The following is a 13823-nucleotide window of genomic DNA, read 5'->3' as shown; positions in this document are numbered from 1 at the left end:
CTTCTATCCATCATCCCGGACCAGACCGTTTCCATCAGGACCACCATGCACCATTCGACCCACGACCTGCTGTCTCCCGTCCCCGGCATCGCCCGCCAGCTGCACAGTTTCCACTTCGGCCCGCGCGGCGCTGGCAAGGTGTACATCCAGGCCTCGCTGCATGCCGACGAACTGCCGGGCATGCTGGTCGCCTGGCACCTCAAGCAGCGCCTGGGCGAACTCGAACAGCAAGGGCGGCTGAACCGCGAGATCATCCTGGTGCCAGTAGCCAACCCAGTGGGCCTGGAGCAGGTTTTGCTGGACGCACCCCTGGGTCGCTTCGAACTGCAGAGCGGCGAAAACTTCAACCGCAACTTCGTCGACCTGTCCGACAGCATCGGCGACCAGGTCGAAGCCCACCTGACCCAGGACCCGGCCCACAACCTGGCACTGATTCGCGAGTACCTGCGCCGCGGCCTGGACGCCCATCCCGCGCAGACCCCACTGCAATCCCAACGCCTCACCCTGCAGCGCCTGGCCTGCGATGCCGACATGGTGCTCGACCTGCATTGCGACTTCGAAGCCGTCGAGCACTTGTACACCACGCCGGAGGCCTGGCCCCAGGTCGAGCCGCTGGCGCGCTACCTGGGCGCACAGGCCAGCCTGCTGGCCACCGATTCGGGCGGCCAGTCGTTTGACGAGTGCTTCAGCCTGGTCTGGTGGCAATTGCAGCAACGCTTCGGCAAGCGTTTCCCTATTCCCCACGGCAGCTTCTCGGTGACCATCGAACTGCGTGGGCAGGCCGATGTCAGCCACCCACTGGCAAGCCAGGACTGCCAGGCAATCCTGGATTTCCTCACTCACAGCGGCGTGATCGAAGGTCAGCCCGCGCCGCTGCCCGCCCTACGCTACCCCGCCACCTCTCTGGCGGCGGTGGAGCCTTTGACCACCCCGTTGGGCGGGCTCTTGGTGTTCCACGCCAAACCAGGGCAGTACCTGGAAGCCGGGCAGTTGATCGCCGAGGTCATCGACCCACTGAGCGACCGGGTCACATCGTTGCGTAACACTCAGGCAGGCCTGCTGTACGCCCGCAGCCTGCGGCGAATGGCAACGGCGGGCATGGTGGTCGCCCATATCGCCGGCGAACAGGTATGCCGCAGCGGTTACCTGCTGGGTAACTGACGACCCTCGGGCGCCTTGATCACGCCACCGGTGCCGGTGGCGGTTCGTCGGGCAAGGTCGGCTCACCCGGCTCCATAGGCGGATGCTCACCAGGCTCAGCCGGCAGGGGCGTATCAGGATCGGGCTGGTGCGGGACGCCGCCCATCTGCATCGGTATGGGCGGGTGAGCGAGAAGCGACCAGGCGAGCAGGCCGATCTGGTTCGGCTGCAACACGGCCAGCTTTCTGCTGATGGCGGGGTCGAGTTTCATGGGCTGCTCCTGACGAGAGCCGGCGCGCGTGCTGCGCACCGGGCGCTGTTCTCTCGTTGGAGTGCCAGGCAGGGAAGTAATTCCCCGCGCTTGTCGGCTCAGGTGCGTGGCAGGGTGACGCCGCGCTGCCCCTGATATTTGCCGCCACGGTCCTTGTACGAGACTTCGCACTCTTCATCGGACTCGAGGAACAGCATCTGCGCCACGCCTTCGTTGGCGTAGATCTTCGCCGGTAGTGTGGTGGTGTTGGAGAACTCCAGTGTTACGTGGCCTTCCCACTCGGGTTCGAGCGGGGTGACGTTGACGATGATGCCACAGCGTGCATAGGTGCTCTTGCCCAGGCAGATGGTCAGGACATTGCGCGGAATGCGGAAGTACTCGACAGTGCGGGCCAACGCGAACGAATTCGGGGGGATGATGCAAACGTCGCTCTTGACGTCGACGAAGCTGCCGGCATCGAAGTTCTTCGGGTCGACGGTGGCCGAGTTGATGTTGGTGAACACCTTGAATTCATCGGCGCAACGCACGTCGTAGCCGTAGCTGGAGACGCCGAAGGAGATGACCCGGCTGTCGTGCTCACCGCGAATCTGGCGCTCGACGAACGGTTCGATCATGCCGTGTTCCTGCGCCATGCGGCGAATCCACTTGTCCGATTTGATGCTCATGGCGGGGTGTCCTGAAGAATTCGAGGTAAAAAACGAGATGCGCATCTTACCGGTCCCGACGCCCGGGTTAAAGTTCCTTGCCCCATCCCGCGCCGGACGGGGCCTGCACAGGCCGCCGATCCGAATTTCGCCAAAGCGCTTCTTGGCCATTGGCAGGCCGTGGAAAGTGGGTTAAGGTGGCGCCACTGTGCTGCACGTGACACCGAGAATCTCTAGTTTGATGCACGATACTCATCGGCCCATCGCTGAATTTTCTGCTCTCTTTGCGCTCAGTCCCGGTCAGGGTGTTTCCTGACCGTAATCAACTTTGTCCAAGGAGACAGAAACATGTCCAACCGTCAATCCGGTGTTGTCAAGTGGTTCAACGATGAGAAAGGCTACGGCTTCATCACCCCTCAGTCGGGCGACGACCTGTTCGTGCACTTCAAAGCCATCCAAGCTGACGGCTTCAAAACCCTGAAAGAAGGCCAGGCTGTTACTTTCGTCGCTACCCGCGGCCAGAAAGGCATGCAGGCTGAAGAAGTTCAGATCGCCTAAGTCGATCTCGCTTCCTAGCTTTCAAAAAAAAAACCCGCCATTGGCGGGTTTTTTTTGTGCCTCGGCGATCAACAACCTGTAGGAGCCAGCCTTGCTGGCGAACCAGACAACGCGGTGGATGGCACCGGCTGTGCCGGTGTTCGCCAGCAAGGCTGGCTCCTACAGGTGTCACGCCAGAGCCGTCAGTCCTCGCTGATGGTGATGTTCGGCATCGCCGGCGCAGCGGCCTCTTGCAACACGATCCGCGCCCCCACCTGCCGCGCCAGTTCCTGATACACCATGGCGATCTGGCTTTCCGGCTCGGCGATGGCCGTGGGCTTGCCACTGTCGGCCTGCTCGCGGATCAGCATCGACAACGGCAGCGAGGCCAGCAGCTCGACACCATATTGCGCCGCCAGTTTCTCGCCACCGCCTTCACCGAACAGGTGCTCGGCATGGCCGCAGTTGGAGCAGATGTGCACGGCCATGTTCTCGACCACACCCAGCACCGGAATGTTGACCTTGCGGAACATCTCCACGCCTTTCTTGGCGTCCAGCAGGGCCAGATCCTGCGGAGTGGTGACGATCACCGAACCCGCCACCGGGACTTTCTGCGCCAAGGTCAGCTGGATGTCGCCGGTGCCAGGGGGCATGTCGATCACCAGGTAATCAAGGTCATCCCAGGCGGTTTGCGTGACCAGTTGCAGCAACGCCCCCGAAACCATCGGGCCGCGCCAGACCATGGGTGTGTTGTCGTCGGTGAGGAAGGCCATGGACATGACTTCGACCCCATGGGCCTTGATCGGCACGAACCACTTCTGCTCGCGCACCTGCGGGCGGGTGCCTTCAGGGATGCCGAACATCACCCCCTGGCTTGGGCCATAGATATCGGCATCGAGGATACCCACCCGGGCGCCTTCACGGGCCAGGGCCAGGGCCAGGTTGGCGGCGGTGGTCGACTTGCCCACCCCGCCCTTGCCCGAGGCCACGGCAATGATGTTCTTCACGCTGGCCATGGCCGGCACCTGGGCCTGGGCCTTGTGGGTGGCGATCACACAATCGATGGCCACCCGGGCCGATGCAACGCCTTCGAGGTTCTCGATCGCGTTCTGCAGCACCTGCGCCCAGCCGCCCTTGAACAAGCCGGCGGCATACCCCAACTGCAATTGCACGCTGACCTGCCCGCCCTGGATGTCGATGGCGCGCACGCAACCGGCGCTGAGCGGATCCTGGTTCAGGTAGGGGTCGGTGTACTGGCGAAGCACGCCCTCGACGGCGGCACGGGTGACGGCACTCATGGAGACTCCCATTGGCAAACTGAATACGTGACAGACGCCTATGCTAACCCGTCAATCGTCAGCAGATGCGAACGCGGGGTGAAATAAATTCGCCAGCCCTTTATAGTGGCCGATCACCCTCATTTTTTACCCGTAGCCAGATAAGTAGCCGAGCCACCATGTCCGAGCCACGTCAGATTCTCGTCACCAGCGCCTTGCCCTATGCCAATGGATCCATCCACCTTGGCCATATGCTCGAGTACATCCAGACTGACATGTGGGTTCGCTTCCAGAAACTGCGCGGCAACCAGTGCATCTACGTCTGTGCCGACGACGCCCACGGTTCGGCGATCATGCTGCGCGCCGAGAAGGAAGGCATCACGCCAGAACAGCTGATCGCCAATGTCCAGGCCGAGCACAGCAGCGACTTCGCCGATTTCCTGGTCGACTTCGACAACTTCCACTCCACGCACAGCGAGGAGAACCGCGAGCTGTCGGGCCTGATCTACACCCGTCTGCGCGACGCCGGGCACATCGCCACCCGTTCGGTGACCCAGTACTTCGACCCTGAAAAGGGCATGTTCCTCGCTGATCGCTTCATCAAGGGCACCTGCCCCAAGTGCGCGGCAGAGGACCAGTACGGCGACAACTGCGAGAAATGCGGCGCCACCTACGCCCCGACCGAACTGAAGAACCCGAAGTCGGCGATCTCCGGCGCCACCCCGGTGCTGCGCGACTCGCAACACTTCTTCTTCAAGCTGCCGGACTTCCAGGCCATGCTGCAGCAGTGGACCCGTAGCGGCACGCTGCAGGATGCCGTGGCCAACAAGCTCGCCGAATGGCTGGACTCGGGCCTGCAGGAATGGGACATCTCCCGTGACGCGCCCTACTTCGGCTTCGAGATTCCAGGTGAGCCGGGCAAATACTTCTACGTCTGGCTGGATGCGCCGATCGGCTACATGGCCAGCTTCAAAAACCTCTGCGCGCGCCGCCCGGAGCTGGACTTCGATGCATTCTGGAACGAAGGCTCCAAGGCCGAGCTGTACCATTTCATCGGCAAGGACATCGTCAACTTCCACGCCCTGTTCTGGCCAGCCATGCTCGAAGGCTCGGGCTTCCGCAAGCCCACCGCGGTCAACGTGCACGGTTATCTGACCGTCAACGGCGCGAAGATGTCCAAGTCGCGCGGCACCTTCATCAAGGCCCGCACCTACCTCGATCACCTGCAGCCGGAATACCTGCGCTACTACTACGCCGCCAAACTCGGCCGTGGCGTCGACGACCTCGACCTGAACCTCGAAGACTTCGTGCAGAAGGTCAACTCCGACCTGGTCGGCAAGGTAGTCAACATCGCCAGCCGCTGCGCTGGTTTCATCCACAAGGGCAATGACGGCGTGATGGTGCCCGGCGATGCCGCACCCGAGCTGACCGAAGCCTTCCTCGCCGCCGCCCCGTCCATCGCCGAGGCTTACGAAAGCCGCGATTTTGGCCGTGCCATGCGCGAAATCATGGGCCTGGCCGACCGCGCCAACGCCTGGATCGCCGACAAGGCTCCGTGGTCGCTGGCCAAGCAGGAGGGCAAGCAGGACGAAGTTCAGGCCATCTGCGCCCAGGGCATCAACCTGTTCCGCCAGCTGGTGATCTTCCTCAAGCCGGTACTGCCACTGCTGGCCGCCGACGCCGAGGCGTTCCTCAACGTCGCCCCGCTGACCTGGAACGACCACCTGTCCCGCCTGGAAAACCATAAGCTCAACCCGTTCAAGGCACTGATGAGCCGCATCGAGCCGGCCAAGGTCGAAGCCATGATCGCCGCCAGCAAGGAAGACCTGCTCGCCGCAGAAGCCAAGGCACCCGCCGGCAATGGCGAACTGACGAAGGATCCACTTTCGGCCGAGATCGAGTTCGACACCTTCGCCGCGGTCGACCTGCGCGTCGCGCTGATCGTCAAGGCCGAAGCCGTGCCGGGCGCCGACAAGCTGCTGCAGCTGACCCTGGACATCGGTGACGAGCGTCGCAACGTGTTCTCCGGCATCAAGTCGGCCTACCCCGACCCGAGCCAGCTGGAAGGCCGCCTGACCATGATGGTGGCCAACCTCAAGCCCCGGAAAATGCGTTTCGGGGTATCTGAAGGCATGGTCATGGCCGCCGGCCCTGGCGGTGAAGAGATCTACCTGCTGAGCCCTGACAGCGGCGCCAAGCCTGGCCAGCGCATCAAGTGAAACTCCGAGCCCCGGCCCTTTGGCCGGGGCATTTCCATCCAGCGCCTGCTGCCGGATAATCACGGCATCCCGAGGCGGTAGGCATTGTCATGAGCGACTACGTCCTGGTTCTGGTCAGCGCCACGTTGATCAATCTCCTGGCCTTGCAGCCGGGGCAAGCCAAGCGCGATCGACTGCATGTGCTCGGCCTGTGCAGTGGTCTTCTGTTTCTGCTCGGGCTTCCTGGCGGTGTGTTGCTGGAGCGCTACGTGCTAGCCCCGCTGCAATGGCAGGGCTTGCAGTTGTACCTGTTCGTGCCGTTGATGATGGCCCTGGCCTGGGGCCTACCGCATCTGTTGCAACGGCTTCGCCCGAACTGGCCCACGAACGGCCTGCAACCCTTGCTGATGGGCAACGTCGCGCTGCTAGGCTTGATGTTGCAACTCACAGCAGAGGGCAACGACCCATGGCAGGCCCTGATCCGGGGAGCGTTGGCTGGCGCGGGCTTCTGGCTTGCTCTCATCCTGTTCAACGACCTGCGCGAGCGCAGCCGCCATGCGGAAATTCCCGTGGCCTTGCGCGGCTTGCCGATCGAACTGCTCGGGGCCGGCGTGATGGCCTTGGCGTTCTCCGGGTTCAACGGAATATTCGCACAATGAGTCTGATTCAACGCATCGACGCCCGCAAACGCCTCGAAGAGCTGCAAGGCCATGCCAGCGCCTGACCCGCGCCTGCGCAACGCCATGGGCGTGGTCCTGCTGGGCTGCGCCCCGGGGATTCTGGCATTGTTCTGGCTGCAGGGCTGGGGCGTGCTGACCAACCTGACGCTATGCGCCAGTGCCGCACTGCTCACGGAGGCGCTGCTACTCTCCTTGCGCAAACAGCCCCTGGAAAGCGCCCTGAGTGATTTCAGCGCACTGGTGACCGCGGTGTTGCTTGCCGCTGCATTGCCCAGCCAGGCTCCCTGGTGGCTGCCTTTTTGCGCCACGGTCGTTGCCATTGGCCTGGGCAAACAGGCCTTTGGTGGCGTCGGTCGCAACCTGTTCAACCCCGCCATGGTCGGCTACGCATTCGTCCTGCTGAGCTTCCCCCAGCAAATGCACCACTGGCCCGGGCAGGCGGTCGGCCTGATCGAGAGCCTGCGGCAGGCCTTCAATCCAGGCGAGCAGATCGACGCCTGGGCCAGCCCGACCGTGCTCGATGTGCTGAAGCACAATCGCAGCCTGACGATTGACGAGTTGTTCAACCAGAACCCGGCCTTCGGCTATCTGGGGGGACGCGGTAGCGAATGGGTGAACCTGGCATTCCTGCTGGGCGGCCTGTTCCTGCTGCAACGCAAGGTATGCACCTGGCACGCCCCCGCAGGCCTGCTCGGAGCCATCTTCCTGTGCAGCTTGCTGGGCTGGAATGGTTCAGGCTCCGACTCCCACGGCTCACCACTGCTGCACCTGCTCTCGGGCTCGACCATGCTTGCCGCGTTCTTCATTGCCACCGAGCCGGTTTCCGGTTGCCGGCGCCCACTTGCCCGCCTGGTGTTCGGCATGGGTTGTGGCCTGTTGATCTACCTGATTCGCATCTGGGGCAATTTTCCCGATGGCACCGCATTCGCCATCCTGCTGATGAACCTGACGGTACCAGGCCTGGATCGTTGGGCTGAGCGCCGAGAACAGGTGCAAGCATGAACGCTCGCGCACGCACGACCCTCGTGTTGATAGCAGTCGCCGGGCTAAGCGTGGCCCTCAGCCTGGCCTGGCGCCACTGGACCGCCGACAGTATCACTCAAGCCGAGCGCCAGTTGCAGGAGCGCCAGTGGTTGGCGGTGCTACCACAGGGCAGCTATGACAACCAGCCATTGCTGGCCCCGCTCAAGCTGGCGGACACCACCTTGCGCCATAGCCGCCTGCTTGCCGGCTACCGCGCAACGCGTGCCGGCAAGCCGGCAGCCGTCGTACTGCGCAGCGGGTTGCAGGGCTATGGTGGGCCGATCGAGTTGGCCATCGCTATCGATGCACAAGGCCGGCTGATCGGCGTTCGGGTCCTCCACCAGCAGGAAAGCCCCGGCCTGGGCGACCAGTTGGCCAACCCGACATCGCACTGGCTCGACCAGTTTGTCGGTAGTCGACGTGACGCCCCTCCCGAACAGGCCTGGGCGCTGAAGCGCGATCAGGGTGCATTCGACCAACTGGCCGGAGCGACGGTGACCTCGCGCGCCGTGATCGACGCCATTCAGGATGCGTTGCGTTACGTCGACGAGCATCAGCCACTGCTGAGCAGCGAGGACCGCCGATGAACAGATATGGGTTGCTGATTGCCAGCCTGCCCCCCCTGATCGGCGCAACCGGGACAATCATGCAGGGCGCGGCCATAGCCGTTTGCAGCCTGTTGCTGGTGAGCCTGCACCAAGGCTTGATGGCCCCGCTACGCAACGTTCTCCCCCCCCTGCCACGCCTGTATGCGAGCCTGATGCTGGCGGTATCCCTGGCAACCTGCCTGCAACTGGGGCTACGTGCCTGGGCTCTGCCCCTGGCGTTGACCCTGGATTACTACCCGACGCTCCTGGCCTTGCCCTGCCTCATCATTGACCTGCAGCTACCCGCCACGGGCCGTTGGCGCCCATTGCTGATCAACCTGTGCGGCCTGTTACTGGCCTGCCTGGCACTGGCCACCTGCCGCCAGCTGGCAAATGACTGGCTGGGGCTGCATATTGCCCAGCTCGCCCCTGGCGCCCTCCTACTGCTCGGCCTGCTGCTGGGCTTGTACAATCACCTGCGCCCGCCTACCTCACCCCGTCGTCAAGGAACCCTTTGACCCCATGAATGCCGCCAAACGCCTGGAGATCTTTCGCAGGCTGCATGAAGACAATCCCGACCCCAAGACCGAACTGGCTTACTCGACACCTTTCGAACTGCTGATCGCCGTCATCCTCTCGGCCCAGGCCACCGATGTGGGCGTCAACAAGGCTACCGCGCGCCTGTTCCCCGTGGCCAATACCCCACAAGCCATTCACGCGCTTGGCGTGGAGGGGTTGAGTGAGTACATCAAGACCATCGGGCTCTATAACAGCAAGGCGAAGAATGTCATCGAGACCTGCCGCCTGCTGGTCGAACACCACGATGGTGAAGTGCCTCAGACCCGTGAAGCACTCGAAGCCTTGCCCGGTGTGGGGCGCAAAACCGCAAACGTCGTACTCAACACCGCTTTCCGCCAGTTGGCCATGGCAGTCGACACGCACATTTTCCGCGTCAGCAATCGCACGGGCATCGCCCCCGGCAAGACCGTTCTGGAAGTGGAGAAGAAGCTGCTCAAGTTCGTCCCCAAGGACTATCTGCTCGACGCCCACCACTGGCTGATCCTGCATGGGCGCTACGTTTGCCAGGCCCGCAAGCCCCGCTGCGGCAGTTGCCGTATCGAGGACCTTTGCGAATACAAGCACAAGACTTCGGACGATTGAGACGATAGGTAAAAACTGCTGAATACGATTGAAAAAATCTTTTTTACCCGCTTCGTGATTCCCGTTATAAGGACGGCCAAGGGCCCTTTGGCTTGGAGTGACGCATGAGCACCGATAAAGAAGACTTGGATATCGACGAAGATTTCCAGAGCGCGGACGAGGACGTGGAACCGCAGGCCGAACCGGCCAAGACCAACCTCAGCAAGCGCCGCACCATTGACAACATGCTGGAAGAACGACGCCTGCAGAAGCAGTTGGCCGACTTCGACTACGACCTGTAGCACAGTCAAGAAAAAGCCTCCCGAACGGAGGCTTTTTCTTCGGCATTCAGGCCAGACCGTGACGCTGGGCCAGCTCGATGAGATCCACCAGAGACCGTGCATTGAGCTTGAGTAACAAACGCGTCTTGTAGGTACTCACCGTCTTGTTACTGAGGAACATGCTGTCGGCGATATCCTTATTGCTCTTGCCGCGCGCCAGTTGTTGCAACACCATCATCTCCCTGCCAGAGAGACGTTCGACCATCTCTACTTCCGTTCCGCCGCCCACCCCGGTCCTGCCCTTGTGCAACGCCTGATTGGGGAAGTAACTGTAGCCTGACAGCACAGCCTTGATCGCACTGAGCAACTCTGTCAGGTCTTGCTGCTTGCAGACATAACCAGCGGCGCCTGCCTGCATGCAGCGCATCGAGAAATGCCCCGGTGCCTGGGAGGTCAGTACCAGCACCTTGCTCGCAGGACTGACCAGGGTTACCCGGGCGACAACTTCCAGCCCATCGAGCTTGGGAATTCCAATATCCAGAATGACAATATCGGGTAGATGCTCCCGCGTCAGTTGCAAGGCATCCACGCCGTTATCGGTTTCCGCCACCACCTCGTAACCATGCCGCTCCATCAGCATGCGTACCGCCAGGCGAATGACCGGGTGATCATCCACGATCAGCACTTTGTTCATGCGATATCCATTATTTCGTTATTTTTAATTACGACACTCCACCATAACCGAACATCGCAACGCTTTATGCGACGGTTTCCTTGGCAGAGACATTCACAGAAACTACTTACTCAATTCAAAGAAATTTCCTACATGTCCACCGAAAATCGAGGGCGTGGTCTTGCAGGCTGCAGCATTTAAAAAATAGCACTGGCGCGGGATGGATAAAATCGCAAATCATTTACATTCCACGAAGGAAACTTCAACACCCTGCGCGGAATATTCGAGCCCATCACTCGATAAGTCGGTTTTCCTCACAAGGAACCAACACCGGCTTATCCTGTGGCGTCAAACCGGCTACTGATGAGCGATACCCCTCGCAGGCACTTATCATGAGTCAAGAATCAATCAGTCCACTGGCCATCATCGCCGTGTTCGCCGGTGTCATCGAAGCCTCGGCACTGGCTTCGCTGCCATTCCTGAGCGAAAGCAGTCAGACCATCTACACATGGTTCCTGGTGGGGTTTCCGTTTTTTTTGACTGTATTGTTTTTTCTGACGCTGAACTTCAACAGCAACACGTTGTTCGCCCCCGACAAGCCCAATGCGCCAGCGCCCTGCGCGCCCCCAGACAATGCATCGCCCTCCCAGGCCTCCAGCACACCTCCCGACAGCTTGGCGCCACGAACCATTGCCGAGAAGCCACTTGATTCAAGCGAAGAACCCATGGTCATCGCAATCTCCGGTCCGGACAGCCGCAAGCTGATCGAGAACCAGGTACTGCGCCTGATCAATCGCCCGCATCGAGCGACCCGGCGCTGGACGCTGTACAACCTCGATACACGCACTTGCATCCAGTTCACGGTCAGCCCCATGCAGGGCAATGTCGAAACACCACCGAACAGTCATCACCCTCCCTGAGCGACAGGCAATAAAAAACCCGGCAAAGGCCGGGTTTTTTCATCACCATCCAGACTCAGAGCAGCGAACGCCCCTTGTTGGCCGCGATACGCATGCGCAGAGCATTCAACTTGATGAAACCTGCCGCGTCAGCCTGGTTGTAGGCGCCACCATCTTCCTCGAAGGTCGCAATGTTGGCATCGAACAACGAATCGTCGGACTTGCGGCCCACGACAGTTACGTTGCCCTTGTACAGCTTCAGGCGGACGACGCCGTTCACATTGACCTGCGAGGCGTCGATCATCTGCTGCAGCATCAGGCGCTCAGGGCTCCACCAGTAGCCGGTGTAGATCAGGCTGGCGTACTTCGGCATCAGCTCATCCTTCAGGTGAGCGACTTCGCGGTCCAGGGTGATCGACTCGATGGCGCGGTGGGCCTTGAGCATGATGGTGCCGCCCGGGGTCTCGTAGCAGCCACGGGACTTCATGCCGACATAACGGTTCTCGACGATATCCAGACGGCCGATGCCATTGGCACCGCCGATCCGGTTCAGGTCGGCGAGCACGGTGGCAGGCGATTTCTCGACGCCGTCGATGGCGACGATGTCACCATTGCGATAGCTCAGCTCGATGTAGGTGGCCTGGTCCGGGGCGTTCTCCGGCGAGACGCTCCAACGCCACATGTCTTCCTCGTGCTCGGTCCAGGTATCTTCCAGGACGCCACCTTCGTAGGAGATGTGCAGCAGGTTGGCGTCCATCGAGTACGGCGACTTCTTCTTGCCGTGGCGCTCGATCGGGATGCCGTGCTTCTCGGCGTAGTCCATCAGTTTCTCGCGGGACAGCAAGTCCCACTCGCGCCACGGGGCGATAACCTTGACACCAGGCTTGAGCGCATAAGCGCCCAGCTCGAAACGCACCTGGTCGTTACCCTTGCCGGTGGCACCGTGGGAAATGGCGTCGGCGCCGGTTTCGTTGGCGATTTCGATCAGGCGCTTGGCGATCAGCGGACGGGCGATGGAGGTACCCAGCAGGTACTCGCCTTCGTAGACGGTGTTGGCGCGGAACATCGGGAAGACGAAGTCACGCACGAACTCTTCGCGCAGGTCGTCGATGTAGATTTCTTTCACGCCCATCGCCTGGGCCTTGGCGCGGGCCGGTTCGACCTCCTCGCCCTGCCCCAGGTCAGCGGTGAAGGTCACCACTTCACAGTTGTAGGTGTCCTGCAGCCACTTGAGAATCACCGAAGTATCAAGGCCGCCGGAATACGCCAATACGACCTTTTTTACGTCCGCCATGCCATCACTCCACGGGATTGTACGGAAAGGCGTTGATTCTACCGGCGTTGCCGAAAAATTTACAATGGGGCGACAGCTTGTGACGACAAAGCGACAGTAACTGTCGAGGGCGCGACCCGTGGTCGCACTCAGGCCTTGGTTGCGGACGCAGGTTTCACGGGGGTTGCGGCAGGCGCAGGAGGCGTGGCCGGAATCGGTGCGGCTGCGGCCGGCACCACAGGTGCGGCAGGCTTTTCCACGGGTTTCTCCACCGGGGTCACGCGGTCGAGCTGGATATTCACTCGGCGGTTGCGCGCACGGTTGGCGGCACTGTTGTTCTTGGCCAGTGGGTAGCGCTCGCCATGGAAGCGCACGGTGATCTGGTCGTCCGGCACACCATGGGCCTTCAGGTACTCGGCCACGGCCAGGGCGCGGCGGCGGGAGGTGTCGCGGTTGGTCAGGCGATTGCCGCTGTTGTCGGAATGGCCGTCGAGTTCGATATGGTTGACCGACGGGTCGGCCTTCAGGTAATCGAGGATCACGTCCAGGCGCGCGCGCCCCGAGGCGTCGAGCTCGATACCTGCGCCAGGGAAGCCGACCTGGGTCTGGCGGATCTGGTCGAAGTTCATCGGCAACAGTTTCGCGGCGCATGCCTGGTAGTCACCATAGGCCTTGGTGAAACTCACGGGCAGCACGTGCACTTCCATCGGCCGCCCGCCTTCGCCGGTATAGTTACGCACCACCGTGCTGCGCCCATCGAGCAGGCCATTGATCAAACGACTGGCCTGGCCCTGTGACGAGGTGAACAACACCCCGGTGCGGGCCATGCGCACGGGCCCAAGGTTCACGTCGCCGCGCCCCGGTTGCCAGGGTGCCGCCGCCGCCAGCAGGATGGCGGAGCCGGCACCCAGCACATTGCTGTCCGAACGCAGTTGGAAGGTCGGCTGCTCGCCAGCGCGGCGCACGAACTCACCGCTGCCGAAACCGTCGATCGGCTGGATCAGGCGACACTCGAACTGGTCACCCTCGACTTTCCAGGCGACGTTCTCCACGCGAGTCTGGAAAGTCAGGGCCCCGGCCGGCAAGCTGGCGACAAGGGTGAACAGGGCTAGGTAACGCTGGCGCACGGGCGGCTCCACAGATTCTGACGGCTTACCTCAAGGCTATCGGTCGCTCGTCGGAAAACTTGATAGCCGTGCT

Annotated in this window: 17 protein-coding genes; 10 read left to right on the top strand and 7 right to left on the bottom strand. The window is 61.8% G+C overall.

Annotation, left to right across the window (positions count from 1 at the left end; genetic code table 11):
* Positions 1-45 precede the first annotated feature (45 nt).
* Positions 46-1161 (top strand): succinylglutamate desuccinylase/aspartoacylase family protein, encoded by a 1116-nt coding sequence (locus tag P5705_RS22820; RefSeq protein WP_277463151.1) that lies wholly within the window; start codon positions 46-48, stop codon positions 1159-1161.
* A 19-nt stretch (positions 1162-1180) separates the two neighbouring features.
* Here P5705_RS22820 and P5705_RS22815 read toward each other — a convergent pair whose 3' ends face one another.
* Positions 1181-1411 (bottom strand): hypothetical protein, encoded by a 231-nt coding sequence (locus tag P5705_RS22815; RefSeq protein ID WP_213659826.1) that lies wholly within the window; start codon positions 1409-1411, stop codon positions 1181-1183.
* A gap of 98 nt (positions 1412-1509) precedes the next feature.
* On the bottom strand, positions 1510-2076 hold the full coding sequence (dcd, locus tag P5705_RS22810; RefSeq protein ID WP_044487781.1) for a dCTP deaminase: 567 nt from the start codon (positions 2074-2076) through the stop codon (positions 1510-1512).
* 327 nt (positions 2077-2403) lie between these two features.
* Between dcd and P5705_RS22805 the strand changes: the two genes are divergently transcribed.
* Entirely contained in the window at positions 2404-2613 is a 210-nt protein-coding gene (locus P5705_RS22805; protein WP_003254922.1) for a cold-shock protein, read from the top strand.
* Positions 2614-2634: 21 nt separating this feature from the next.
* Here the strand turns inward: P5705_RS22805 and P5705_RS22800 are convergent, their stop codons facing one another.
* Both P5705_RS22800 and apbC read right to left on the bottom strand, forming a co-directional pair.
* A complete protein-coding gene (locus tag P5705_RS22800) occupies positions 2635-2763 on the bottom strand; it encodes a hypothetical protein (protein WP_277463121.1) in 129 nt (42 codons plus the stop codon).
* Positions 2764-2795: 32 nt separating this feature from the next.
* Positions 2796-3890: an iron-sulfur cluster carrier protein ApbC gene (gene apbC / locus P5705_RS22795; protein WP_277463120.1), complete on the bottom strand. Its 1095-nt coding sequence runs from the start codon at positions 3888-3890 to the stop codon at positions 2796-2798.
* Positions 3891-4048: 158 nt separating this feature from the next.
* Between apbC and metG the strand changes: the two genes are divergently transcribed.
* The 7 genes from metG (at position 4049) to P5705_RS22760 (ending at position 9799) form a co-directional block, all read left to right on the top strand.
* The gene (gene metG / locus P5705_RS22790; protein WP_277463118.1) at positions 4049-6088 is read left to right on the top strand and encodes a methionine--tRNA ligase; all 2040 of its coding nucleotides are present in this window, start codon (positions 4049-4051) and stop codon (positions 6086-6088) included.
* 89 nt (positions 6089-6177) lie between these two features.
* Entirely contained in the window at positions 6178-6726 is a 549-nt protein-coding gene (locus P5705_RS22785; RefSeq protein WP_277463117.1) for an Rnf-Nqr domain containing protein, read from the top strand.
* A 51-nt stretch (positions 6727-6777) separates the two neighbouring features.
* A complete protein-coding gene (locus P5705_RS22780) occupies positions 6778-7749 on the top strand; it encodes an RnfABCDGE type electron transport complex subunit D (RefSeq protein WP_277463116.1) in 972 nt (323 codons plus the stop codon).
* A complete protein-coding gene (locus tag P5705_RS22775; RefSeq protein WP_277463115.1) occupies positions 7746-8357 on the top strand; it encodes an RnfABCDGE type electron transport complex subunit G in 612 nt (203 codons plus the stop codon). The genes P5705_RS22780 and P5705_RS22775 overlap by 4 nt, the downstream gene beginning before the upstream one ends.
* Complete coding sequence (locus P5705_RS22770) at positions 8354-8875, top strand: NADH:quinone oxidoreductase (RefSeq protein ID WP_277463114.1); 522 nt, start codon at positions 8354-8356, stop codon at positions 8873-8875. The genes P5705_RS22775 and P5705_RS22770 overlap by 4 nt, the downstream gene beginning before the upstream one ends.
* Positions 8876-8879: 4 nt before the next feature.
* Positions 8880-9518: an endonuclease III gene (nth, locus tag P5705_RS22765; protein ID WP_277463112.1), complete on the top strand. Its 639-nt coding sequence runs from the start codon at positions 8880-8882 to the stop codon at positions 9516-9518.
* 104 nt (positions 9519-9622) lie between these two features.
* Positions 9623-9799 carry a PA3496 family putative envelope integrity protein gene (locus tag P5705_RS22760; RefSeq protein ID WP_277463110.1) on the top strand — a complete coding sequence of 59 codons (177 nt, stop codon included), beginning with the start codon at positions 9623-9625 and terminating at the stop codon, positions 9797-9799.
* A gap of 46 nt (positions 9800-9845) precedes the next feature.
* On the opposite strand, the gene P5705_RS22755 is transcribed toward P5705_RS22760, so the two are convergent.
* A complete protein-coding gene (locus P5705_RS22755) occupies positions 9846-10472 on the bottom strand; it encodes a response regulator transcription factor (protein WP_248918929.1) in 627 nt (208 codons plus the stop codon).
* Positions 10473-10843: 371 nt separating this feature from the next.
* Here P5705_RS22755 and P5705_RS22750 point away from each other — a divergent pair, with 371 nt between their 5' ends.
* The gene (locus P5705_RS22750; RefSeq protein ID WP_277463109.1) at positions 10844-11371 is read left to right on the top strand and encodes a hypothetical protein; all 528 of its coding nucleotides are present in this window, start codon (positions 10844-10846) and stop codon (positions 11369-11371) included.
* Between the two features lie 55 nt (positions 11372-11426).
* On the opposite strand, the gene P5705_RS22745 is transcribed toward P5705_RS22750, so the two are convergent.
* Both P5705_RS22745 and P5705_RS22740 read right to left on the bottom strand, forming a co-directional pair.
* Positions 11427-12644 (bottom strand): argininosuccinate synthase, encoded by a 1218-nt coding sequence (locus tag P5705_RS22745; RefSeq protein ID WP_277463108.1) that lies wholly within the window; start codon positions 12642-12644, stop codon positions 11427-11429.
* A 128-nt stretch (positions 12645-12772) separates the two neighbouring features.
* The gene (locus P5705_RS22740; RefSeq protein WP_277463107.1) at positions 12773-13750 is read right to left on the bottom strand and encodes a flagellar protein MotY; all 978 of its coding nucleotides are present in this window, start codon (positions 13748-13750) and stop codon (positions 12773-12775) included.
* Positions 13751-13823 lie beyond the last annotated feature (73 nt).

Origin of the sequence: Pseudomonas entomophila (assembly GCF_029478665.1) — a bacterium.
Lineage (GTDB): Bacteria > Pseudomonadota > Gammaproteobacteria > Pseudomonadales > Pseudomonadaceae > Aquipseudomonas > Aquipseudomonas entomophila_F.
Note: the sequence above shows the minus strand (reverse complement) of the source record. Positions and strands in the feature narration are given on the sequence as shown.